The 22,779-nt window shown below is 67.2% G+C and carries 20 protein-coding genes; 9 read left to right on the top strand and 11 right to left on the bottom strand.

Features of this window, described 5'->3' with window-relative positions; translation table 11 throughout:
• Window positions 1-93 precede the first annotated feature (93 nt).
• Together IBX53_RS02595 and yegQ are read right to left on the bottom strand one after the other, a co-directional pair.
• The gene (locus IBX53_RS02595) at window positions 94-714 is read right to left on the bottom strand and encodes an anti-virulence regulator CigR family protein (RefSeq protein WP_290904899.1); all 621 of its coding nucleotides are present in this window, start codon (window positions 712-714) and stop codon (window positions 94-96) included.
• Between the two features lie 78 nt (window positions 715-792).
• Entirely contained in the window at window positions 793-2,235 is a 1,443-nt protein-coding gene (gene yegQ, locus IBX53_RS02600; protein WP_290904901.1) for a tRNA 5-hydroxyuridine modification protein YegQ, read from the bottom strand.
• Window positions 2,236-2,432: 197 nt separating this feature from the next.
• On the opposite strand from yegQ, the gene queC reads away from it, so the two are divergent.
• Genes queC through IBX53_RS02620 form a run of 4 tightly spaced genes read left to right on the top strand, consistent with a single transcriptional unit; the run spans window position 2,433 to window position 5,000 of the window.
• A complete protein-coding gene (gene queC / locus IBX53_RS02605; protein ID WP_290904903.1) occupies window positions 2,433-3,170 on the top strand; it encodes a 7-cyano-7-deazaguanine synthase QueC in 738 nt (245 codons plus the stop codon).
• A complete protein-coding gene (gene queE / locus IBX53_RS02610) occupies window positions 3,170-3,862 on the top strand; it encodes a 7-carboxy-7-deazaguanine synthase (protein WP_290904905.1) in 693 nt (230 codons plus the stop codon). Before queC ends, queE begins: the two co-directional genes overlap by 1 nt.
• Window positions 3,862-4,707 (top strand): 6-carboxytetrahydropterin synthase, encoded by an 846-nt coding sequence (locus IBX53_RS02615; RefSeq protein WP_290904908.1) that lies wholly within the window; start codon window positions 3,862-3,864, stop codon window positions 4,705-4,707. The genes queE and IBX53_RS02615 overlap by 1 nt, the downstream gene beginning before the upstream one ends.
• The gene (locus tag IBX53_RS02620; protein WP_290904911.1) at window positions 4,704-5,000 is read left to right on the top strand and encodes a YkgJ family cysteine cluster protein; all 297 of its coding nucleotides are present in this window, start codon (window positions 4,704-4,706) and stop codon (window positions 4,998-5,000) included. Before IBX53_RS02615 ends, IBX53_RS02620 begins: the two co-directional genes overlap by 4 nt.
• 16 nt (window positions 5,001-5,016) lie before the next feature.
• On the opposite strand, the gene IBX53_RS02625 is transcribed toward IBX53_RS02620, so the two are convergent.
• The 9 genes from IBX53_RS02625 to IBX53_RS02665 form a co-directional block, all read right to left on the bottom strand.
• Entirely contained in the window at window positions 5,017-5,310 is a 294-nt protein-coding gene (locus IBX53_RS02625; protein ID WP_290904914.1) for a hypothetical protein, read from the bottom strand.
• A 198-nt stretch (window positions 5,311-5,508) separates the two neighbouring features.
• On the bottom strand, window positions 5,509-5,886 hold the full coding sequence (locus tag IBX53_RS02630; protein ID WP_290904916.1) for a histone-like nucleoid-structuring protein, MvaT/MvaU family: 378 nt from the start codon (window positions 5,884-5,886) through the stop codon (window positions 5,509-5,511).
• Window positions 5,887-6,233: 347 nt separating this feature from the next.
• Window positions 6,234-7,910, bottom strand: a complete 1,677-nt coding sequence (gene rpsA, locus IBX53_RS02635; protein ID WP_290904920.1) for a 30S ribosomal protein S1 — start codon at window positions 7,908-7,910, stop codon at window positions 6,234-6,236.
• 179 nt (window positions 7,911-8,089) lie between these two features.
• Window positions 8,090-8,788, bottom strand: a complete 699-nt coding sequence (gene cmk, locus IBX53_RS02640; RefSeq protein ID WP_290904925.1) for a (d)CMP kinase — start codon at window positions 8,786-8,788, stop codon at window positions 8,090-8,092.
• Window positions 8,785-11,046, bottom strand: a complete 2,262-nt coding sequence (locus IBX53_RS02645) for a bifunctional prephenate dehydrogenase/3-phosphoshikimate 1-carboxyvinyltransferase (RefSeq protein ID WP_290904929.1) — start codon at window positions 11,044-11,046, stop codon at window positions 8,785-8,787. Before IBX53_RS02645 ends, cmk begins: the two co-directional genes overlap by 4 nt.
• A gap of 9 nt (window positions 11,047-11,055) precedes the next feature.
• A complete protein-coding gene (gene pheA / locus IBX53_RS02650; RefSeq protein WP_290904932.1) occupies window positions 11,056-12,147 on the bottom strand; it encodes a prephenate dehydratase in 1,092 nt (363 codons plus the stop codon).
• Between the two features lie 5 nt (window positions 12,148-12,152).
• On the bottom strand, window positions 12,153-13,259 hold the full coding sequence (gene serC / locus IBX53_RS02655) for a 3-phosphoserine/phosphohydroxythreonine transaminase (RefSeq protein ID WP_290904935.1): 1,107 nt from the start codon (window positions 13,257-13,259) through the stop codon (window positions 12,153-12,155).
• Entirely contained in the window at window positions 13,240-15,948 is a 2,709-nt protein-coding gene (gyrA, locus tag IBX53_RS02660; protein ID WP_290904938.1) for a DNA gyrase subunit A, read from the bottom strand. Before gyrA ends, serC begins: the two co-directional genes overlap by 20 nt.
• Window positions 15,949-16,058: 110 nt before the next feature.
• Window positions 16,059-16,490: a thioesterase family protein gene (locus IBX53_RS02665; protein WP_290904942.1), complete on the bottom strand. Its 432-nt coding sequence runs from the start codon at window positions 16,488-16,490 to the stop codon at window positions 16,059-16,061.
• A 166-nt stretch (window positions 16,491-16,656) separates the two neighbouring features.
• Here IBX53_RS02665 and IBX53_RS02670 point away from each other — a divergent pair, with 166 nt between their 5' ends.
• The 5 genes from IBX53_RS02670 (at window position 16,657) to IBX53_RS02690 (ending at window position 22,741) form a co-directional block, all read left to right on the top strand.
• A complete protein-coding gene (locus IBX53_RS02670; protein WP_290904946.1) occupies window positions 16,657-17,583 on the top strand; it encodes a recombination-associated protein RdgC in 927 nt (308 codons plus the stop codon).
• A 4-nt stretch (window positions 17,584-17,587) separates the two neighbouring features.
• Entirely contained in the window at window positions 17,588-18,760 is a 1,173-nt protein-coding gene (locus IBX53_RS02675) for a 1-acyl-sn-glycerol-3-phosphate acyltransferase (protein WP_290904949.1), read from the top strand.
• A 24-nt stretch (window positions 18,761-18,784) separates the two neighbouring features.
• Window positions 18,785-19,975: a cation diffusion facilitator family transporter gene (locus IBX53_RS02680; RefSeq protein ID WP_290904952.1), complete on the top strand. Its 1,191-nt coding sequence runs from the start codon at window positions 18,785-18,787 to the stop codon at window positions 19,973-19,975.
• A 108-nt stretch (window positions 19,976-20,083) separates the two neighbouring features.
• On the top strand, window positions 20,084-20,788 hold the full coding sequence (locus IBX53_RS02685) for a transglutaminase-like cysteine peptidase (protein ID WP_290904967.1): 705 nt from the start codon (window positions 20,084-20,086) through the stop codon (window positions 20,786-20,788).
• A 33-nt stretch (window positions 20,789-20,821) separates the two neighbouring features.
• Entirely contained in the window at window positions 20,822-22,741 is a 1,920-nt protein-coding gene (locus IBX53_RS02690) for an EAL domain-containing protein (RefSeq protein WP_290904956.1), read from the top strand.
• Window positions 22,742-22,779: the final 38 nt, after the last annotated feature.

Raw genomic sequence — 22,779 nt, forward strand, 5'->3', positions numbered from 1 at the left:
GCCACGCAGGACGCGCCGGACGCCAGCGTGACACGAGATCGTCCCGACCTCGCGAGGAGACCGGGACGATGTGGCGCTGGCTGATGGACAGCGTCAGTAGAGGACGTCGCGAATCACCTGATAGATGATCTCGTTGGCGGCGTCCACGAGGATGGCATCAGGCCCGACGCGACGCCATTCGTAGCCGTCATAGCGCGGCAGGTAGCCCAGCGCACGATCGTCGAAGCGCTTGGCGATGCCGGGAGGCAGCGGCTTGCCGCGCTCCAGGTTCATGCGGATGCCCGGCGGCAGGCCGGCACGCTCCTCCTCGCGGACCCAGTCGCGGCGCTCACCGAACAGTCGGCGCAGCTCGCGCTCGTCGAGACTCGGTCCGCTGCGATAGCGGTCGTCGCGGCGGTCGCGGTCGCGCCAGGTCTCCCGGTCGCTCTCGCGCCAGTAGTCGCGGTCACGCTCGCGCCAAGTCTCGCGTTCGCGTGTCTCCTCACGGCCGCTGTCGGCGCCACGCCCGGGATGGCCCTGGCCCTGCTGGCGGGCCTCCTCGGCCTGCTTCTGCTGGCCCGGCGGCACCTTGCGCTCGCCCTGTCCCTGGCCCTGGGAAGCACCCTGGCCGCGGCCGGGGTGATCGGCGGGCTGGGCCAGGGCGGGGCCCGCGGCCATCAGCAGCACCAGGCTTGAGGTGGCCAGGGCCAGGCGCAGATCGATTCGCTTGCTCATGTGAACCTCCGGTTCCATGGGGGTGATGCCTACTAGCCTAGTCCCCAATGATGCAGGCGGTGTGAAAACCTTGTCGGCCTATCGCGACAGGTCCCGCATCAGCAGGGCGAACTCGATGCGCTCAGGCGCAATGGCTTCGCCCGGCACCGGGATACGCACCACATGACCGGAGCCCGGCGCCGCACCCACGGATTCCCCGCGCTTGTTCTCGATATGATCGAGTACGAAGCGACGATTGCCGCCGGGCAGCATCAGCTCCATGCCGTCACCCACCTCGAAGCGGTTCTTGACGTCGACCTCGAGCGAGCCGCGGTCCGGGTCATAGCCGATCACCTCGCCGACGAACTGCTGGTGCACCCCCACCGAGTTGCCCTGCTCGTAGTTCTGGTACTCGTCGTGGACGTGGCGGCGGTAGAAGCCCTCCGTGTAGCCGCGGTTGGCCAGGTTGTCGAGCTCGTCCATCAGGCGCATGTCGAAGGGGCGGCCGGCCACGGCGTCGTCGATGGCCCGACGGTAGACCTGGGCGGTGCGGGCCACGTAGTAGTGGGACTTGGTGCGCCCTTCGATCTTCAGGGAGGTGACGCCCATCTGGGTGAGCTGCGGCACATGCTGCACGGCGCGCAGGTCCTTGGAATTCATGATGTAGGTGCCGTGCTCGTCCTCGAACACCGGCATCAGCTCGCCGGGGCGGGTGCGATCCTCGATCAGCGCCGAGAGCTCGTCCTGGCCCTCCACGCCGCCGGCGGTGGCGGTGCTCTCCATGGCCTCGATCACCGACGCGCTGCCGCCGCCGGAGGCGATCAGACCGCCCTGCTGCCCTCCGCTCTCGGGCGTCCAGACGCCGCTGGCCGCATGGGCGGCCGCCGAGTTGGCCGGCACCAGGTCGCCGGTCTCGTCCCGGGCGGCGGCCACGGTGTTGTACTTCCAGCGGCAGGCGTTGGTACAGGTGCCCTGGTTAGGGTCGCGATGGTTGAAGTAGCCGGAGAGCAGGCAGCGCCCGGAATAGGCGATGCACAGCGCGCCGTGGACGAAGGTCTCGATCTCCAGCTCCGGGCACTCGGCGCGGATCTCGCCGATTTCCGCCAGCGACAGCTCCCGCGACAGGATGATGCGGCTGATGCCCTGGCGCTGCCAGAAACGAGCCGCGGCCCAGTTGACCACGTTGGACTGCACCGAGAGATGGATGACCTGCTCCGGCCAGCGCTCGCGGACCATCATGATCAGGCCCGGGTCGGACATGATCAGCGCGTCGGGGCCGGCCTCGATCACCGGCTCCATGTCGCGCAGGTAGGTCTTCAGCTTGCTGTTGTGGGGCGCGATATTGGACGCCACATAGAACTGCTTGCCCCGCTCGTGGGCGTAGGCGATGCCCTTGTGGAGGTTGTCGATCTTGAAGTCGTTGTTGCGCACGCGCAGCGAGTAGCGCGGCTGGCCGGCATAGACCGCGTCCGCCCCGTAGGCGAAGGCGTAGCGCATGTTCTTGAACGTTCCCGCCGGGGAGAGCAGTTCGGGGGCTTGCATGTGAGGTCACCGTTGTCAGGACGATGGCACCCCGGGCGCAGGCGCCGCGGGTGCAGGGGATTGGAAAGGCGCGAAAGTCTAGCAATTGCCGGGGAATCTGGCCAGAAAGTGACGATTTGCGTACACTGCGCACCACCGGACCGGACCCCGGACTGCCGCACCCACGGCCCCACAAATTCTCCGACCAGAGCTGACCCATGACCCTTCCTGCTTCCCCCACGGCGGCCGACCGCACCACCGTGGTGATCTACTCCGGCGGCATGGACTCCTACACCGTACTGCACCGCGCCCTGCGCGAGGGGTGCGACGTCCACGCCCTCTCCTTCGACTACGGCCAGCGCCACGCCCGTGAGCTCGCGGTGGCCGAGCGCGTCTGCCGCGAGCTCGGCGTGCCCCACCAGGTGGTGGACATCCGCGCCATCCACGGCCTGATCGACAACTCGGCGCTCACCGATGCCGGCCGCGTGCTGCCCGAGGGCGACTACGCCGAGGAGAACCTCACCGCCACGGTGGTGCCCAACCGCAACATGATCCTGCTGTCGCTGGCCATCGCCAAGGCGGTGAACATCGGCGCCGGCCGGGTCGACTACGGCGCCCACGGCGGCGACCACATGCTCTACCCCGACTGCCGACCCGAGTTCGTCGAGGCGATAAACACCGTGGCCGGCATCGCCAACTTCGACCCCGTCGAGATTCACGCCCCCTACCTGCGGACCAGCAAGGCCGAGATCCTCGCCGACGGCCTGGCCATGGGGCTCGATTACGGCCAGACCTGGACCTGCTACCGGGGCGAGGCGCTGGCCTGCGGGCGCTGCGGCAGCTGTCGCGAGCGCCTGGCGGCCTTTGCCGCCAACGGGGCGACCGACCCCCTGAGCTATTCGGAGCGGTCCGAGCCCGCCGCCGACACCTCACAGAAGCCCGATCAGGAGGCCTGATGTACCACGTCAAGGAGGCCTTCTATACCCTGCAGGGCGAGGGCGGCCAGGCCGGGCGCGCCAGCGTCTTCTGCCGCTTCACCGGCTGCAACCTCTGGTCCGGCCGGGAGTCGGACCGCGCGAGTGCCGCCTGCACCTTCTGCGATACCGACTTCGTCGGCACCGACGGCCAGAACGGCGGGCGCTTCGCGGATGCCGCCGCACTGGCCGCACACCTGACGGCGCTCTGGCCAGAGCAGGACGACCCTGAGGCGAGAGCCGCCACCCCCTATGTGGTCTTCACCGGGGGCGAGCCCCTGCTGCAGCTCGACGAGGCGCTGATCCAGGCCATGCACGAACAGGGATTCGAGGTCGCCGTGGAGACCAACGGCACCCTGCCCGCGCCCGCCGGCATCGACTGGCTCTGCGTCAGCCCCAAGGGCACCACGGCGCTTGCCATCACCGCGGGCAACGAGCTGAAGCTGGTCTATCCCCAGCCAGAGGCTCCCCCGGCGCGCTTCGCCCGGCTCGACTTCGACCACTTTTTCCTGCAGCCCATGGATACCGCTGCCGGCAGACGCCCCGCCAGCCCGGCGGACGACGCCATCGCCGCCACCACGACCGACACCATGGCCGCGAGCGTCGCCTACTGCCTCGCCCACCCGCAGTGGCGGCTGTCGCTGCAGACCCACAAGATCACGGGGATCGACTGATGACGCTATTCGTCAACCGCCTGACCCAGCTCGACGTCTCCTGGTGGTGCCCTACCCGGGGCCTGGTCGGCGCCAGCTGGCAAGTAGATGTGGAACTCGACGGGGAGCTCGGCGAAGACGGCATGCTGTTCGACTTCGGCGAGGTGAAGCCGTGGATCAAGCAGCGCCTGGATGCCGGTGCCGACCACACCCTGCTGGTGCCCACCCGAGCCCCCGGTCTGGAGCTCCACGACTGCCGCGAGGGGCTCTGCGTGCGCACCACCCTGCCCTGGACCATGGAGCTGCGCGCGCCGCGCCAGGCGCTGACCCTGCTGCCCTGGCGGGAGATCCGCGCCGAGCGCCTGGCCGACCACCTGGCGGCGGAGCTGATGCGCCGGCCGCCGCCGCGGGTCAGCGATATCCGCCTGCGCCTGCGGGAGGAGCAGATCGAGGGGGCGGCCTACACCTACAGCCATGGCCTGCGGCGTCACGCCGGCAACTGCCAGCGCATCGCCCATGGCCACCGCTCGGGGCTGCATGTCTGGCAGGGCGGCAAGCGCGTTCCCGAGCTGGAGCGAGAGTGGGCCGACCGGCTGGCGGATCGCTACCTGGTCGACGAGGCCGATATCGTCACGGACGAAGAGCCGGCCTGGAAGCAGATGCTGACCAGCCGCTATTGCACGACCCAGGGGCAGTTCTTCCTGCGCCTGCCGATGGAGCGCTGCCAGGTGCTGCCGACGCCGACCACGGTGGAGTGGATCGCCGACTGGCTGGCCCGGCAGATCGCCGGCGAGACGGGAATCGCCACCCGGGTGCAGGCCTTCGAGGGGATCGACAAGGGCGCCTTTGCCCAGGCCGCACCATGACCGCAGGCATCACGCCCACCAGCGGCGACCCGGCAAACGACGCGGCCTGCCGCCCGGGATGCGGCGCCTGCTGCATCGCCCCCTCGATCAGCACGCCGATTCCCGGCATGCCCGAGGGCAAGCCGGCCGGGGTGCGTTGCGTTCAGCTGGATGACGACAACCTCTGCCGGCTGTTCGGCGACCCGCACCGTCCGGCGGTATGCGAGCGTTTCGGCTTCGATGCCGCGCTATGCGGAGAACGCCGCGAGCAGGCGCTGGAGCGCATCGCCGCACTGGAGATCGCCACCGGATAGCGGATAGCGAACGACTTCAGGCGATCCGACCCAGGTTCCTGAGGGTCTGCAGCAGGTCGGTTACCCGTTCGGCGGGCTGGTGATACTCCTGCATCAGCGCGCGAAGACGGTCCTCGAAATGATCCTGTCCAGGCGCCTCGCCCTCCCGGGCAGGCGGCCCGGCGAGGGACGGGGGTACCTCCGACGTATCGGGGCCGACATCGGGGTCATCGAGTTCGCGAAGCGCCTCGGCAAAGGCATCATCGAGTTCACGGAACTGACGCAGTTTCTCACGCTCGTCCATGGGTTTTCGCTGTGTCTGCTGTTTCATTCTTGACCGGTCGTTCGTGGGGACGGTAATGGGAAGCCCATTGGGAAAAACAACCTGGAACACGCCGGTCCCTGGCAAGGCTAAGTGTGTTGCCAGTATATCGCCATTGCGACCGGGAGCGAAGTCGGTGAGCCATACGCCGACGGCGCCCTCGAGGCGCCGTCGTCATACCAGACATCGAACCGCGGGAGCGCTGTCTTACTCCTCGACGCGCACCAGCCAGGACTCCACGGTGTCGCCGCCGTGCTCGTCCTTCCATGCCTTCAGGGTCTTTTGGTTACCGCCGCGAGTTTCCACCACCTCACCGGTATTGGGATTCTTGTAGATCTTCAGCTTGCGCTTGCGACGCGCACCGGCGGGAGCAGAAGCGGCCTTGGGCGCCGCAGCGGCGGGCTTCGGGTCAAGCAGCGCGATCACGTCGGCGGCGCTCTTGCCGAACTCCTTCATCAGCGACTCGAGGCGATCCTTGAACTCGAGTTCCGACTGCAGGCGCTTGTCGTTCTGAAGCTTCTCCATGTTGGACTGGAGCTGTTTCAGCTGCTGTTCCATCTGCATGTATTCGTTGAGCAGAGACATCTTGTGATTTCCTTCTCTCGGGGTGGGTAATACAACGGGGTCAGCATTATCTGACAAAAGACTTATAACTGGCAATAGTCTGGAGGATCCCGGGGCTCAACGCAACTCAAGTATAACGATTGGCCGCCCCCCCAAAGTCTCGGCGAGTGGAGCTCTCGTTAGATAGCTCGCGGAAAAACTGAAGTATTGAAAGATGTGGCGGTGAAAACTCCACCACTCAAACTCACGCCACTCAAACCCGCGCCGCTGAAAGCCGGTGTGCTAGATAGCCTGAGTGACTCGTCTAATAAAAAAAACCGCCGCCCCTGAGGGCGGCGGTTTCTGGTCCGTCGGAAATCGCTTCCCGATCAGTCCTGACCCATCTGCTGCTTGATGAGGTCGCCGATGGTCATCGGACCACCGCTCTCGGGAGCCTCTTCGCGCAGCTTCTTCAGGTTCTGGCGAGTATCGTCCTGATCCTTGGCCTTCACGGACAGAGCGATCTGACGGTTCTTGCGATCGACGCCGATGATGCGGGCCTCGACGCTATCGCCTTCGTTCAGGACGTTGCGAGCATCCTCGACGCGGTCGGCGCTGATCTCGGACGCCTTCAGCACGGCGACGACATCGGTAGCCAGCTCGACCTGGGCCTGCTTGGCATCGACCTCGACCACGCGGCCGGTGACGATAGTGCCCTTGTCGTGGACGGCCAGGAACTCGGCTACCGGATCGGTATCGAGCTGCTTGATGCCCAGGGAGATGCGCTCACGCTCCGGATCGATGGAGAGGATCACGGCCTCGGCCTCATCGCCCTTCTTGAAGCCGCGGACGGCGTCTTCGCCGGTGTCGGTCCAGGAGATGTCGGACAGGTGAACCAGGCCGTCGATACCGCCTTCCAGGCCGATGAAGATACCGAAGTCGGTGATCGACTTGATGTTGCCGGCAACGCGGTCGCCCTTGTTGTACTGCGAGCTGAAGGTCTCCCACGGGTTGGCGGTGCACTGCTTGATACCCAGGGAGATACGACGACGTTCCTCGTCGATATCCAGGACCATGACGTCCACATCGTCGCCGACCTGAACCACCTTGGAGGGATGGATGTTCTTGTTGGTCCAGTCCATCTCGGAGACGTGGACCAGGCCTTCGACACCCTCTTCCAGCTCGGCGAAACAGCCGTAATCGGTGAGGTTGGTGACGACGGCGTGCACCTTGGTGCCTTCCGGGTAGCGATCCTTGATGTTGACCCAGGGATCCTCGCCCAGTTGCTTCAGGCCCAGGGAGACGCGGTTGCGCTCGCGGTCGAACTTCAGCACCTTGACGCTGATCTCGTCGCCCACGGCCACGATCTCGCTCGGGTGCTTGATGCGCTTCCAGGCCATGTCGGTGATGTGCAGCAGGCCGTCGACGCCGCCGAGGTCGACGAAGGCGCCGTAGTCGGTCAGGTTCTTGACGATACCCAGAATCTGCTGGCCTTCCTGCAGGGTGGCGAGCAGAGCCTCACGCTCAGCGCTGTTCTCGGCTTCAAGCACGGCACGGCGGGACACGACGACGTTGTTGCGCTTCGGGTCAAGCTTGATGACCTTGAAGTCGAGTTCCTTGTTCTCGAGGTGCGTGGTGTCGCGCACCGGACGCACGTCGACCAGGGAACCCGGGAGGAAGGCACGGATGGAGTCGACTTCGACGGTGAAACCGCCCTTGACCTTGCCGTTGATCACGCCCTTGATGATCTCGTCTTTCTCGAAGGCAGCTTCCAGAATCTTCCACGCTTCGGCGCGCTTGGCCTTCTCGCGGGAGAGGCGTGTCTCGCCGAAACCGTCCTCGACGGCTTCCAGAGCCACGTGGACCTCGTCGCCGATGGCGATGGACAGATCGCCATTATCGTCGCGGAACTGGGCCGCCGGGATCTGACCTTCAGACTTCAGGCCGGCATTGACGGTGACCCAGTCACCCTCGATGTCGACGATGGTAGCCACGACGATAGCGCCCGGCTCCATGTTGATGTCCTGGAGAGATTGTTCAAACAAATCAGCAAAGCTTTCGCTCATGGTGTTCCTACGTGATCAACGTTAAGTGCGGTCATGCCGCTTCCTCCGCACCACCAGCGAGTGCGGGCCTTATTTACCAGACCCCCGGAGATGTTGGCGCTGGTTCGACCTGGCTCGGCTATCGGGAATCGCTGCCTAGCCACGTCATCACATGCTGCCGGGGGCGCCGCAAGGGAGGTTCAGGTGGCGGATGCCAGACCACGCTCGGTCAGCAATTCCGTCAGCCGATCCACCACTTCCGGTATCGTCAGGCGCGTGGTGTCAAGCGTGATGGCATCATCTGCCGGCTTGAGCGGGGCCACGCTGCGTTGCATGTCGCGTGCATCGCGCGCCTGAATCTCCTTCAAAAGACTCGATAGACTAGCATCCACCCCCGCTTCCCGCAACTGAAGCTGACGCCGGCGCGCCCTCTCCTCGGCGGAGGCCGTGAGGAAGATCTTCAGCGGTGCATCGGTGAACACCACGGTGCCCATGTCGCGACCGTCGGCCACCAGGCCGGGCGGCTTGCGAAAGTCACGCTGACGACCCAGCAGTGCCTCGCGCACCGCCGGCAGGGCGGCGATCCGGGAAGCGGCATCGCCCACCTGTTCGGTGCGGATGGTGGCGGTGGCATCCTCGCCCTCCAGCAGGATACGGGTTGTCTGTGCCTCGGCCAGGAAGACCACATCCAGCTCGGCAGCGACCCCGGCCAGCCCCGCCTCGTCATCCAGCGCCACGCCGTGCTTGCCGGCGGCCAGCGCCGTCAGACGATAGAGGGCGCCCGAATCGAGCAGGTGCCAGCCCAGGCGCTCGGCGACCAGGCGGCTGATAGTCCCCTTGCCGGCGCCACCTGGCCCGTCGATGGCCAGCACCGGCATGACAGTCTCTTCGCTCGTCATGCGCCCTCCTCGACCGCTTCCTCCTCGAGACGCAGCCCCACCTTGCGGGCCAGGTCGATGAAGCCGGGGAAGGAGGTGGCCACGTTGGCACAGTCGTCGATGATGATCTCGTCACCGGCACGCAGCGCGGCGATGGCGAATGACATGGCAATGCGGTGATCGCCCAGGCTGTCGATGCGTCCGCCGCCATAGTTGTGACCTTCGAGTCGACCTCCTCCCACGATATCGATGCCGTCCTCGACCAGGGTATGCTCGACGCCGATGGCGGCCAGGCCATCGGCCATGGCCTGCAAGCGATCGGACTCCTTGACGCGCAGCTCCTCCGCCCCGCGCAGGCGGGTGGTGCCCTCGGCATTGGCCGCGGCGATGAAGAGCGCCGGGAACTCGTCGATGGCCAGCGGCACCTGGTCCACGGGAATGTCGATGCCCCTGAGGGGCGCATGGCGGATGTGGAGGTCCGCCACCGGCTCGCCACCCACCTCGCGCTGGTTGACGAGCGTCAGGTCAGCGCCCATCAGCCCGAGGATATTGATCACGCCGATGCGGGTCGGGTTGATGCCCACGTGCTCCAGCACCAGGTCGGCGCCCGGGGTGATCGCCGCCGCCACCAGGAAGAAGGTGGCAGACGAGATGTCCGCGGGCACATCGATGGGCGCGGCGCTGAGCCTGCCGCCGCCGTTGAGCCAGCAGGTATCTCCCTCGCGATGCACCTCGTAGCCGAAGCCCTGGAGCATGCGCTCGGTGTGGTCGCGGGTCGGCGCCGGCTCGCGCACCCGGGTCTCGCCCTCGGCGTAGAGCCCGGCGAACAGCAGGCAGGACTTCACCTGGGCGCTGGCCATGGGCATGTCGTAGGTGATGCCCGTAAGCGCGCGGCCGCCGTGGATGCGCAGCGGCGGGCGGCCACCCTCGCTGGTATCGATCACCGCGCCCATCAGTCGCAGGGGATCGGCCACCCGGCCCATGGGGCGTTTGGTCAGCGAGGCATCCCCGGTGAGCTCGGTGTCGAAGGCCTGGCCGGCCAGCAGACCGGCAAACAGGCGCATGGCGGTGCCGGCGTTGCCCACGTAGAGCGGCCCCGACGGCGCCTTGAGGCCATGCATGCCGACGCCGTGCACGGTGACGCGGCCGTGGTGGGGCCCCTCGATGGCCACCCCCATCTCGCGAAACGCCTGCAGGGTAGCCAGGCTATCCTCGCCTTCGAGGAAGCCCTTCACCTCGGTGACACCCTCGGCCAGGGCGCCGAGCATGATGGAGCGGTGGGAGATCGACTTGTCGCCGGGCACGCGGATGCGGCCGGTCACGGCGCCACCCGGGGCGACCCGGTAGCGCAACTTGCCTTGCTGTTGCATCTGATATTCCACCTGATAACTGGTCTTGTTGAGCAGGGATTCGAAGTAGTGACGCGCATGGCGGGCGCGATCGAAGGTCGCGAGCATGGCGTCGCCGTCACCGCGCTCGATGGCCCGGCGAAGACGCGCCAGGCCGGCCTCGAAGTCGTCCAGGGAGGCCAGCACCGCCTCACGGTTGGCGACGAAGATATCGCGCCACATGACCGGGTCGCTGCCGGCGATGCGAGTGAAGTCGCGAAAGCCCCCGGCGGCGTAGCGGAAGATCTCCATCCGCTCATCCTGGCGCGCCAGGGTGTCCACCAGGGAGAAGGCGAGCAGATGCGGCAGGTGGCTGGTCCGCGCCAGCACCTGGTCATGGCGCTCGACGTCCATTACCAGCACCTCGGCACCGCAGGCCTCCCACAGCGTGCGCACCCGGGAAAGTGCAGCGGGGTCGGTGTCGGGTTCCGGGGTCAGGATCACCTTGTGGCGCACATAGAGCGCGGGATTGGCGGCCGCCACGCCGCTCTTCTCGGAGCCGGCGATGGGGTGGCCCAGCACCAGCCGCGGCGGCACCTGGCCGAAGGCCTCGCGGGCGCAGTCGCGAATGGTCGCCTTGGTACTACCCACGTCGGTGATGACGACGTCGGGGGCGGCCCGGTCGATCACCCGGGCAAGCTCGGCCATCACGCTGCGCATGGCCAGCACCGGCACCGCCAGCACGATCAGGGTCGCCCCCTCGATGACCTCGGAAAGCTCGGTGGCGCCGCGATCGATCAGCCCCATCTCGATGCCCCGGGCGATCTCGTCGGCGTCGGGGTCGCAAGAGAGGATGGCTCCCCGAAAACCGGCGGCGCGCAGGGCCGCGGCGATCGAGCCACCGATCAGGCCCAGGCCGACGATCAGGAGGCGCGCTTCATTGACTCTCACCACCACGCCTCAGAGCACGCCGATCGGGTAGGAGCCCAGCACCTTCACCTCGGCGGCGCGCAGACGCACCTCCTCCAGCACTGCGGCGACACGGGGCTCGTCGCAGTGCCCCTTGAAGTCGATGAAGAAGACGTAGTTCCAGACGCCGCTGCGCGACGGACGGGTCTCCAGACGCGTCATGTCGATCTGGTGGCGATGGAAGGGCTCCAGCAGGTCATGCAGGGCGCCGGGCTGGTTGCGCATGGCCACCACGATGGAGGTCTTGTCCTCGCCGGACATGGGCACGTCCTGGTTGCCGATGATCAGGAAGCGCGTGGAATTGTCCGGACGATCCTCGATCTTTTCGGCCAGCTTGGTGAGCCCGTAGAGCTTGGCCGCCATGTCGCCGGCGATCGCCGCGCTGTGCCATTCGGTCTTGACCAGGCGCGACGCCTCGGCGTTGGAGGAGACCGGCACCCGCTCCGCGTGGGGATAGTGGGCATCGAGCCACTTGCGACACTGGGCGAAGGACTGGGGGTGGGAGTAGATCCGCGAGACCTTGTCCTGGCGAGTGGTCTCCCCCACCAGCAGGTGGTGGTGGATGCGCAGCACCACCTCACCGCAGATGCGCAGGCTGGAGTCCATGAAGGAGTCCAGGGTGTGGTTGATCACGCCCTCGGTGGAGTTCTCCACCGGCACCACGCCATAGTTGACCGCGCTGGCCTCCACCTCGCGAAACACCTCGTCGATGGCCGCCATGGGCAGGCTGACGGCGCTCTCGCCGAAGTGCTTCAGGGCCGCCTGCTGGGTGAAAGTACCTTCCGGACCCAGGTAGGCCACCTTGATGGGCTGCTCCAGGGCCAGGCAGGCGGACATGATCTCGCGGAACAGTCGGGCAATCTCCTCGCTGTCCAGCGGGCCCCTGTTCAGCGCCATGATGCGGCGCAGCACCTGGGCCTCGCGCTCGGGGCGATAGAAGACCGTATCGGGGTCCTCGGCGCTCTTCACCTGGGCCACCTGCTGGGCGCACTCGGCGCGCTCGTTGATCAGGCGCAGGATGTCGCCGTCCAGGTCGTCGATGCGCTGGCGCAGCGCCTCCAGATCGATGGGGGTATCACTCATGCTTGTCAGCCCCTTCTCTTCTCGAAATCGGCCATGAAATCCACCAGCGCCTCCACCGCAGCTTCCGGCACGGCGTTGTAGAGGCTGGCGCGCATGCCACCCACGCTGCGGTGGCCCTGGAGGTTGAGCAGGCCCGCCGCCTCGGCCTCGGCCAGGAACGGCGCATCCAGGCGCGCGTCACTCAGCACGAAGGGCACGTTCATCCGCGAGCGGTTGGGAATGGTAATGGGGTTGGAGTAGAAGTCGCTGGCATCGATGGCGCCGTAGAGCCTCTGCGCCTTGCGGGCGTTGATCGCCTCCATGGCGGCCAGGCCACCGACCTCGTCCTTGAGCCACTCGAACACCAGCCCGGCCAGGTACCAGCTGTAGGTGGCCGGGGTATTGATCATGGAGCCGGCTTCCGACAGCGCCTGGTAGCCGAACAGTGACGGCATGTCCTGGCGTGCGCGGTCGAGAAGATCGTCGCGCACGATCACCACCACCAGGCCCGCCGGGCCGATGTTCTTCTGGGCGCCGGCGTAGATCACACCGAACCGAGAGACATCCAGCGGACCCGAAAGGATCGACGAGGACATGTCGCAGACCAGCGGCGCCTCGGAGCCATCGGGGCGCCTGGCCTCGGGGATATAGTCGAAGGCCAGGCCGCCGATGGTCTCGTTGGTGGTGTAATGCAGGTAGGCGGCGTCATCGGAGAGCATGAGCTCCTCCGGGCGCGGCACCGCCAGATGCCCGCCGGGCTCGCTGGAGGCTGCCACGTGGACGTCGCCGAACAGGTGGATCGCCTCCCCGATGGCCTTCCTGCTCCAGATGCCGGTATTGACGAAGTTGGCACGCCCGCCCGGGCCGAGTAGGTTGTAGGGCACGGCGGCGAACTGCTGGGTGGCACCGCCCTGGGTGAACAACACCCGGTAGTTGGCCGGCACAGCCAGCAGCTCGCGCAGGTCCGCCTCGGCCTTCTCGGCGATGGCGATATACGCCGCCGAGCGATGGCTCATCTCCATCACCGAGAGACCACGACCCTGGTAGTCGAGCAGCTCGTCGCGAGCCCGCTCCAGCACAGCGGTGGGCAGTGCCGCCGGCCCGGCGCAGAAATTATGCTTTCTCATCGTCATCCTCTACCCCTGCATCTTCACCGGCATCGAACTGAGGGGCTGTCCCCGATTCTTCCAGCGACGCGTCGCCCGGCTCATCGATACGCACGGTCTTGACCAGCTTCTCGTCGTTACCCAGGCGGATCAGCATCACGCCCTGGGTGTTTCGCGAGGTGATGGAGACCTCCTCGACCCGGGTGCGAACCAGGGTGCCGCGATCGGTGATCAGCATCATCTCGTCGGCGGCGTAGACCTGCATGGCAGCGACCAGCGAGCCGTTGCGCTCGCTGGTCTGCATGGCGATGACGCCCTGGCCACCGCGGCCACGCAGCGGGAACTCCTCGAGACGGCTGCGCTTGCCGTAGCCGTTCTCGCTGGCGGTGAGGATGTAGATCTGGCCGCCGTTGCCGCTCTCGACGACGACCCCCTCCTCGACCTCGGCCTCACTCTCATTCTCCACATCGGCCTCGGCGTCGATCTGCTGGCTCTGGGGGATGATCAGGCTGATCACCTCGGCATCGTCGAGCAGGCGCATGCCGCGCACGCCGCGGGCGGTGCGGCCCATGGCGCGCACATTGCCCTCCTCGAAGCGGATCGCCTTGCCGTTGGACGACAGCAGCATGGCGTGGTCGGAGCCCGTGGTGACGGCGGCGCCGATCAGGCGGTCGCCCTCCTCGAGATCGATGGCGATCAGGCCAACGCTGCGCGGACGCGAGAACTGCTCGAGGCTGGTGCGCTTGACGGTGCCGCGGGCGGTGGCGAAGAAGATGTAGCTCTCCGGGTCATAGTCGCGCACCGGGAGGATGGCGTTGATCGCTTCGCCCTCATCCAGCGGCAGCATGTTGACCAGTGGCTTGCCCCGCGAGCCGCGGCTGGCCGCCGGCATCTCGTAGACCTTGAGCCAGTAGACCTTGCCGCGGTTGGAGAACAGCAGCACGGTGTCGTGCGTCGAGGCCACCAGCAGATGCTCGATGATGTCCTCATCCTTCATGGCGGTGGCCGACTTGCCGCGCCCACCGCGGCGCTGGGCCTGGTAGTCGGAGAGCGGCTGGGTCTTGGCGTAACCGGAGCGCGACACGGTGACCACCATGTCCTCCTCGGCGATCAGGTCCTCCATGGACAGATCGAGGTGGCTGGCCTGGATCTCGGTGCGGCGCGGGTCGCCGAACTGGTCACGCACGGCGATCAGCTCCTCGCGAATCACCTCGAGCAGGCGCTCGCTGGAGGCCAGGATCGCCATCAGCTCGGCGATCTTCTCGAGAATGCTCAGATACTCGTCGAGCAGCTTCTCGGTCTCGAGCCCGGTTAGGCGGTGCAGTCGCAACTCGAGGATGGCCTGGGCCTGGGCCGGCGAGAGCCGGTAGGAGAGCCTCGCGTCGTCGAGGCCGAATCCCTCTTCCAGTTCCTCGGGCTTGCACGAGGTGGCGCCTGCACGCTCGAGCATGCCGGTGACCTGGCCGGGCGGCCAGCTGCGCGCGAGCAGCTTCTCCTTGGCCTCGGCTGCGTTCGGCGAGGCCTTGATCAGCTCGATCACCTCATCGATGTTGGAGATGGCGACGGTCAGGCCCTCGAGGATGTGGCCACGCTCGCGGGCCTTCTTCAGCTCGAACAGGGTCCGCCGGGTCACCACCTCGCGGCGGTGGCGAATGAAGGCCTCGAGGATCTGCTTGAGGTTCATGATCTTCGGCTGGCCGTCCTCGATGGCCACCATGTTGATGCCGAAGACCGTCTGCAGCTGGGTATGGGCGAAGAGGTTGTTGACTACCACCTCGCCGGATTCACCGCGCTTGGTCTCGATCACCACTCGCAGGCCGTCCTTGTCGGACTCGTCGCGCAGCTCGGCGATGCCCTCGATCTTCTTCTCCTTGACCAGCTCGGCGATCTTCTCGATCAGCCGCGCCTTGTTCACCTGATAGGGCAGCTCGTTGACGATGATGTGATCGCGACCACTCTTGTCGTCATGCTCGATGGTGTGACAGGCGCGCACATAGATGCGCCCGCGGCCGGTGCGGTAGGCCTCGAGGATGCCGGCGCGGCCGTTGATGATGGCCCCGGTGGGGAAGTCAGGCCCCGGAATGAACTCGATCAGGTCGTCGACGCTGAGGGTGTAGTCGTCGATCAGCGCCAGACAGGCGCTGATGATCTCGCCCATGTTGTGGGGCGGGATATTGGTGGCCATGCCCACGGCGATACCCGACGAGCCGTTGATCAGCAGGTTGGGCACCTTGGTGGGCAGTACCTCGGGGATGCGCTCGGTACCGTCGTAGTTGTCGACCCAGTCGACGGTGTCCTTCTCCAGATCGGCCAGCAGCTCGTGGGCCAGCCTGGCCATGCGCACCTCGGTGTAACGCATGGCGGCGGCGCTGTCGCCGTCGATGGAACCGAAATTGCCCTGACCGTCGACCAGCACGTGGCGCATGGAGAAGTGCTGGGCCATGCGCACGATGGTGTCATAGACGGCGCTGTCACCATGGGGGTGATACTTACCGATCACGTCACCGACCACGCGGGCCGACTTCTTGTAAGGCTTGTTCCAGTCGTTGCCGAGCTCGTGCATGGCGAACAGCACGCGCCGGTGAACCGGCTTCAGGCCATCGCGCACATCCGGCAGCGCCCGGCCGATGATCACGCTCATCGCGTAATCGAGGTACGACTGCTTCAGTTCGTCCTCGATGTTGACTGGCAGAATCTCTCTGGCGATGTCACCCATGGGTCGTCGAATCCTTTGCACTGCAAGAGGTTGGCCGCCCTCTCCGGCGTTGCCGTGGGCGCCATGATAGCGCTACATCATACCACCGCGGGCAGAGCAAAGGCAGATGGCTATACGAGCGCCTGCTCCATCACCAGGGGCTCGAGCAGCCCGCGAATCTCGGCCTCGATGGGCATCGCCTGGTTGGCGACCACGTCGAGCATCACGAAAGTCAGGGTGGCCGCGCTGACCAGGGCGTCGTCGCGCACGCGATGGATCTCCTGGCTCATCCTGGCGCTGCGCCCGCCCAGTGCCGAGAGACGGGTGCGGATCTCCAGGTCGTCACCTGCCACCGCCGCCTCGCGATAGTCGATGTTGAGGTTCACGGCCACGAAGGCCAGGTCTCCGCCCATCAGCCGCCGGGCCAGGGCCGGGTGGTCATCGAAGTAGCCCCAGCGCCCCTCCTCCAGGAACTCCAGGTAGCGGGCGTTGTTGACGTGACCGTAGCCGTCCAGGTGATAGCCGCGCACCCGCAGGCGGCTGGTCGAGATGCGAGAATCCATGGCATTGCTCCTTGAAGAAGACCCTGTTGCTGACCCCGGCGATTCTGGCCATGCCGGGACACAATTTCAAACATCCGTTTCAAGCTCGCCACAACCCGGGGACCCGCTGGCACCCCCGCCCCCGTTCAGGGATAATGGCCATCCTTTTTATCCCGGGAAATGCTTCATGTGGTTCAAGCACTTGCACCTTTATCGCCTGCACGATGCGCCGACGCTGGATGCCGCCACCCTCGAGGAGGCCCTGGCCGAGCACGCCGCCCGGCCGCTGGGCAGCCAGGATCCTCGCCGGCTGGGCTGGACCGCGCCCGCCGGCCGCGCCGGCACCGCGCGCCTGCACGAACTCCAGGGCCAGCGACTGATCAGCGCCCTGCGCCAGGAACGGCTGCTGCCTTCCTCCGTGGTGCGTGAGGAGGTGGAAGAGCGCGCCGCCGACGTCGAGGCCCGGGAGGGGCGCAAGCTGCGCCGCCAGGAAAAGATCGCTCTCAAGGAGCAGGTGATCGAGGAGCTGCTGCCACGCGCCTTCGTGCGCAGTCAGAAGATCGACCTGTGGTGGGACACGCGCAGGCAGCTGATCGGCGTCAATGCCAGCTCCCGCTCCCGTGCCGAGGAGCTGCTCGACCTGCTCCGCGAGACCCTGGGCAGCCTCAAGGTGACCCCCCTGGCCAGCCAGACCCTGCCCATGCGCGCCATGACCCAGTGGCTGGTGGATCCCGCCTCTCGGCCCGCCGACCTGGTGCTGGGCGACCAGGTGGAACTCAAGGCCAAGGGCGACGACGGTGTGCTGCGTGCCCGCCAGGTCGAGCTGGACAGCGACGAGATCCAGCAGCTGCTGGAGGGTGGGCGGCAGGCCAGCAAGCTGGCCCTCGAGATCGAGGGGCGGCTAAGCTTCGTGTTACATGACGACCTGGCGCTTAAGTCGCTGCGTTTCGGCGATGCCCTGATCGACGAGGCCAACGCCTCCGACGACGGCGACGATGCCCTGGTGCGCCTGGAGACCGACTTCCTGCTGATGGCCGAGGCCATGGGCACGAACATCGAGCGCCTGATCGCCTGGCTGGACGGCGAGGCGGGCACCGCGAACCGTGACGTGTGACGCCATGACCGACCAACGCCCTGACGCCTCATCCGCCGATCCATGGTCCGAGATCCGCCCCTATCGCGACGACGAGGTGGCCAACGTCCTCGCCCGCCTGGCCCAGGACCCGGAACTGCTGAGCGCCCTGACCCGCTTTCGGCTGCCGCGGTTGTCGCGCGTCATGCCGCGGCTCTCCAGCACCCTGGCCAGCCTGGCCATTCGCCGCGAGGTGCGCGGCGTGGCCAGCGTATACGACTTCCAGATGCGCATCGCCGGCTACATGGAGCGCATGATCCGCACCACCACCACCAACTTCCAGGTCGAGGGACTCGACGACCTGGACGGCGATACCGCCTATCTGTTCATCGGCAATCATCGCGACATCTCCCTGGACCCGGCCTTCGTCAACTATGCGCTCTACCTGGCAGGCCGCGACACGGTTCGCATCGCCATCGGCGACAACCTGCTCAAGAAGCCCTACGTCACCGACCTGATGCGCCTCAACAAGAGCTTCATCGTGCCGCGCAGTGCCCGCGGCAAGCGCGCCATGCTGGCCGCCTATCAGAAGCTGTCGAGCTATATCCGCCACTCCCTCAACGCGGACAACCACTCGATCTGGATGGCCCAGCGCGAGGGGCGCGCCAAGGACGGTATCGACCGCACCGACCCGGCGATCATCAAGATGATCACCATGGCCCGACGGGCCGAACAGCGCGGCGTCTCCATCGGCGAGGCGATCGCCGAGCTGCGCCTGGTGCCGGTCTCGATCAGCTATGAATACGACCCCTGCGACGTGCAGAAGGCCCGGGAGCTTCACGCCCTGCACACCAGCGGCAACTACGAGAAGAAGCAGTTCGAGGACATCCAGTCCATCGTCGCCGGCATCACCGGCCACAAGGGGCGCGTGCAGCTGACCTTCGGCACCTCGCTTGCCGCCGATTTCGACAGCCCCGAGGCCGTGGCCGCCGAGATCGACCGCCAGGTGCTGGCCGGCTACCGCCTCTTCCCCAGCCACTACCTCGCCCTTGAGGCGCTGGGTGACGCTCCGGAGCTGATCGACCACGCGGCCATCAGCGACGCCGACCGCGCCCGCTTCCAGGCCCGCCTGCAGCAGGTCCCCGCAGAGCTGCGCAGCTGGTGGCTGGCCCAGTACGCCAACCCCGTGCGCAACAAGGCCGGGCTCATCTCTCCTTGATCGCCCCCTGACAGCGAGGACGCCATGGCACACGCCCACGGCCATCACCACCCGCAAGTACCGCCCGACCGCGGCGCCCAGACCCGAGAGGCTCACAAGGTGACCCTGATCGGCGCGGTGATCGACTTCGTGGTGGGTGTCGCCAAGATGGTCACCGGGTTCATGGTGGGCTCGGCGGCCCTGGTGGCCGACGGCATCCACTCCTTCTCGGACATCCTCACCGATGTCTTCGTGCTCGCCGCCACCCACTTCGGCCGCCAGGAACCGGACAGCAACCACCCCTATGGCCACGGCCGCATCGAGACCCTGGCCACCCTGTGGCTGGGCGGCGTGCTGATCTTCGTGGCCGGCGGCATCGCCTGGGCCAGCGTGACCCGGCTGGTCGCCGGCGAGCCGATCCCCGCCCCGGGCCTCTGGGCCATCGGCATCGCGGTGATCGCCCTGCTCGCCAAGGAGTGGATCTACCGCTACACCATGCGCGTCGCCAGGCGCGTCAACTCGCGCCTGCTCGAGGCCAACGCCTGGCACTCGCGCTCCGATGCGCTCTCAACCGTGGTGGTGCTGGTGGGCCTGATCGCGGCCCAGTTCGGCGCCGGCTGGATGGACGCCGTGGCCGCCATCGTGGTCGGCGTGATGGTGGGCCAGGTGGGCGGCCGGCTGCTGTGGGAGTCGAGCCAGGAGCTGATCGACACCGCCCTGCCCGAGAAGGAGCGCCAGGAAATGCAGGCGTTGGCCGAGCAGGTGCCCGGGGTCAAGGGGGTCCACGACCTGCGCACCCGTACCCTGGGCAGCCAGGCGCTGCTCGACCTGCACATCGTGGTGCCGCCGCGGGTCACCGTCTCCGAGGCTCACGAGATCGGCAACGCCGTGACCCGGCGCCTGCGCGAGGCCTTCCCGGTGCTGGCCGACGTCACCTTCCACATCGACCCGGAAGACGATGCCGGCGAGACCGAGCACAGCCTGCGCCCCGGCCTGCCGCTGCGCGGCGACGTGGAGGGCATGCTCGACGAGACCTGGCGCGACGTGGGCATCTGGCACGCCCGGGTCGCCCTGGACCTCCACTACCTGGACAACCAGGTGGACGTCTCGATCTTCGTCAACGCCCTGCCGGAGGACCAGACCCTGGACCAGGCGGCCGACGAGCTGCGCGCAGCCTGCTACCATCTCGGCTGGATCGGCCGGCTGCGGGTCTGGCAGGGCCCCGGCAAGGGATGAGCCCCCCTGGTCTCTCCCTCTGAAGGTATGAGCCACATAGGGCATTCGCATTAGGCAGCGCCTGCGCCTAGACTTCAGCAAACGCCGATCTACCCGAGTCCCTCCATGATGCCCTCCTCGCCCCGTCGTCCAGAGTCGCCGGGCCGCCGCCGCTTTCTGGCGGGGCTCGGCGCCCTGCTGCTGGCGACCGGGCTGGGGCTGCGTCCGGGGCCTGCCGCGGCGAGCCTCGACCCCTCGCGGCTGCGCCAGAGCATGCAGCGCCTCTATGGCCAGCAGGGGCTGAGCACCCTGGAGGCATGGTTTTCCCTGCTCGAGCGCCTGCGCGGCGTCCCCCTCCAGAACCAGCTTCGCGAGGTCAACGACTTCTTCAACCGCCGGGTGCGCTGGGTCGATGACATCGACAACTGGGGCCACGAGGATTTCTGGGCCACGCCGCTGGAGACCATGGGCCGCGGACAGGGCGACTGCGAGGACTACTCCATCGCCAAGTACATCACCTTGAAGCAGCTCGGCGTGCCCGGCAGCCAGCTGCGCATGATCTACGTGCGGGCGCGCATCGGCCGCAGCCAGATCACCCAGGCCCACATGGTGCTGGGCTGGTACGAGACGGCGGCGGCAGAGCCGCTGATCCTGGACAACCTGGTGCCGTCGATCACGCCGGGCGGCCAGCGCACCGACCTCGACCCGCTGTTCAGCTTCAACAGCCAGGGACTGTGGGCCGGGGGCAGCACCGAATCACGGGCCGACCCGCTGGCGCGGCTATCTCGCTGGCGCAACGTGATCGACCGCATGCGTGAGCAGGGATTCATCTGATTCGGGTGACACACCCGTGGGGAGCACAACGACATGTCGCTTATCAAGCAGCTCTGGCTGACCATCGTGGTACTGCTGTTGCTGGCCTTCGGCGGCAGCCTGTTCATCGGCGTCACCAGCAGCCGCCACTACATGCAGCAGGAAGTGCAGATCAAGAACGCCGACAACGCCAACGCCCTGGCGCTGACCATGAGCCAGCTCGACAAGGACCCGGTAACCGTCGGCCTGCTGATCGCGGCCCAGTTCGACACCGGCCACTACCGGCTGATCGAGCTGCGCGACCCCCAGGGTGAGGTGATCGAGAATCGGGAGGGCAGCGAGGCAGTCGAGGGCGCTCCCGGCTGGTTCGTCGACCTGGTCCGCTTCGAGGTTCCCCCCGGCCAGGCGGTGGTCCAGGACGGCTGGCGCCAGTACGGGACCCTGAGCGTCGCCACCCACCACAGCTTCGCCTATCAATCCCTGTGGCGCAGTACCCTGGAGCTGCTTGGCTGGTTCGCCCTGGCCGGTGTGATCAGCCTGGCGCTGGCCGCCTGGATCGTGCGCACCATCCGTCGCCCGCTGCGCGCCGTGGTGGCCCAGGCCCGCGACATCGGCAACCGCCGCTTCACCACCTCCCCCGAGCCGCGCACCCGCGAGCTCAAGGAGGTGGTGCAGGCCATGAACCAGCTCTCCGGCTCCGTGCGTGACATGCTGGGGCGCGAGAGCGAGCGACTCGACGTGCTCCGCCAGCGCCTGCAGCATGACGCCGTCACCGGCGTGCTCAACCGCGAGGCCTTCCTCGGCCAGCTCACGGTCATGCTGGAGAGCAGCGGCGCCCGGGCCAGCGGCAGCCTCGCCCTGGTGCGCCTGGCCCGCCTCGGGGAGGTCAGCGAACGGCTGGGCCACGCCGACACCGATCACCTGCTCAGGGCGCTCGGCCAGGAGCTCGAGCAACTCGGCAAAGTCAGCGGCGGCGGCATCGCCGGGCGCCTGGGCGGCGGCGACTTCGCCCTGCTGGTGCCGAACCGGGTCGACCTGCAGGGCATTGGCCAGGAGCTCACCCAGCGCCTGGATGTCCTGCACAAGCAGGAGGAGCGCATCAATCTCGGCCTGCCCTCCTCGCTGATTGCCTACTCCCAGGAGGATAAGCCCGCGGCCCTGCTGGCCAGCCTGGATGGGGCGCTGGCCACCGCCGAGAACCGCGGCGACCTCGCACAGCTGATCGCCGAAGGGGCCCAGCGCCTGCCGCTGTTCAACAGCCACGCCGACTGGCGCCAGGCACTGCAGGAGGCCCTGCAGGCCGGCGTCTACCTGGGCCGCTTCCCGGTGCTGGACACCAACGGCAAGCTGCTCCACCTGGAGTGCCCCTCACGGCTGCGCCTGAAGGGCGAGTGGCGCCCCGCCGGCGTCTTCATGCCCTGGGTCTCGCGCCTGGATTTGGACACCACCCTGGACATGGCCATAGCCCGCGAGGCCGTCAAGGAGATCTCGCGACACGGCAAGCCGCTGGGCATCAACCTCTCGCCCGCCTCGGTGTGCGATTCCCGCTTCGTGCTCGACCTGCGCAACCTGATCCACTCCCATCGCGACGCCGCCGAGAAGCTCTGGCTGGAGGTGCCCGAAGCCATGGTCATCCACGACCTGGAGAGCTTTCGCAGCCTGTGCCGCGAACTGCAGCCCTTCGGCTGCAAGCTGGGCCTGGAGCACGTCGGGCGCGAGTTCCGGCGCATCTCGGACCTTCAGGACCTGGGGCTCAGCTACCTCAAGATCGACGCCTCGCTGGTCAAGGGGGTCGACCGCAGCCCCGAGCAGCAGACCATCCTGCGCGGCATGGCCACGCTGTGCCACTCCATCGGCATCCTGGCCATCGCCGAGGGCGTCGACAGCCTGCAGGAGGCCGAACTGCTCTACGAACTGGGCATGGACGGTGTCACCGGCCCCGGCATTCGCCAGCACGACAGGCCCGCTGGCTGAACCACGGGCTCTGCCCGGCGAAGAATGGCGGAGACCCC

The sequence above is a fragment of the Halomonas sp. genome, from assembly GCF_014859505.1.
Taxonomy (GTDB): domain Bacteria; phylum Pseudomonadota; class Gammaproteobacteria; order Pseudomonadales; family Halomonadaceae; genus Halomonas.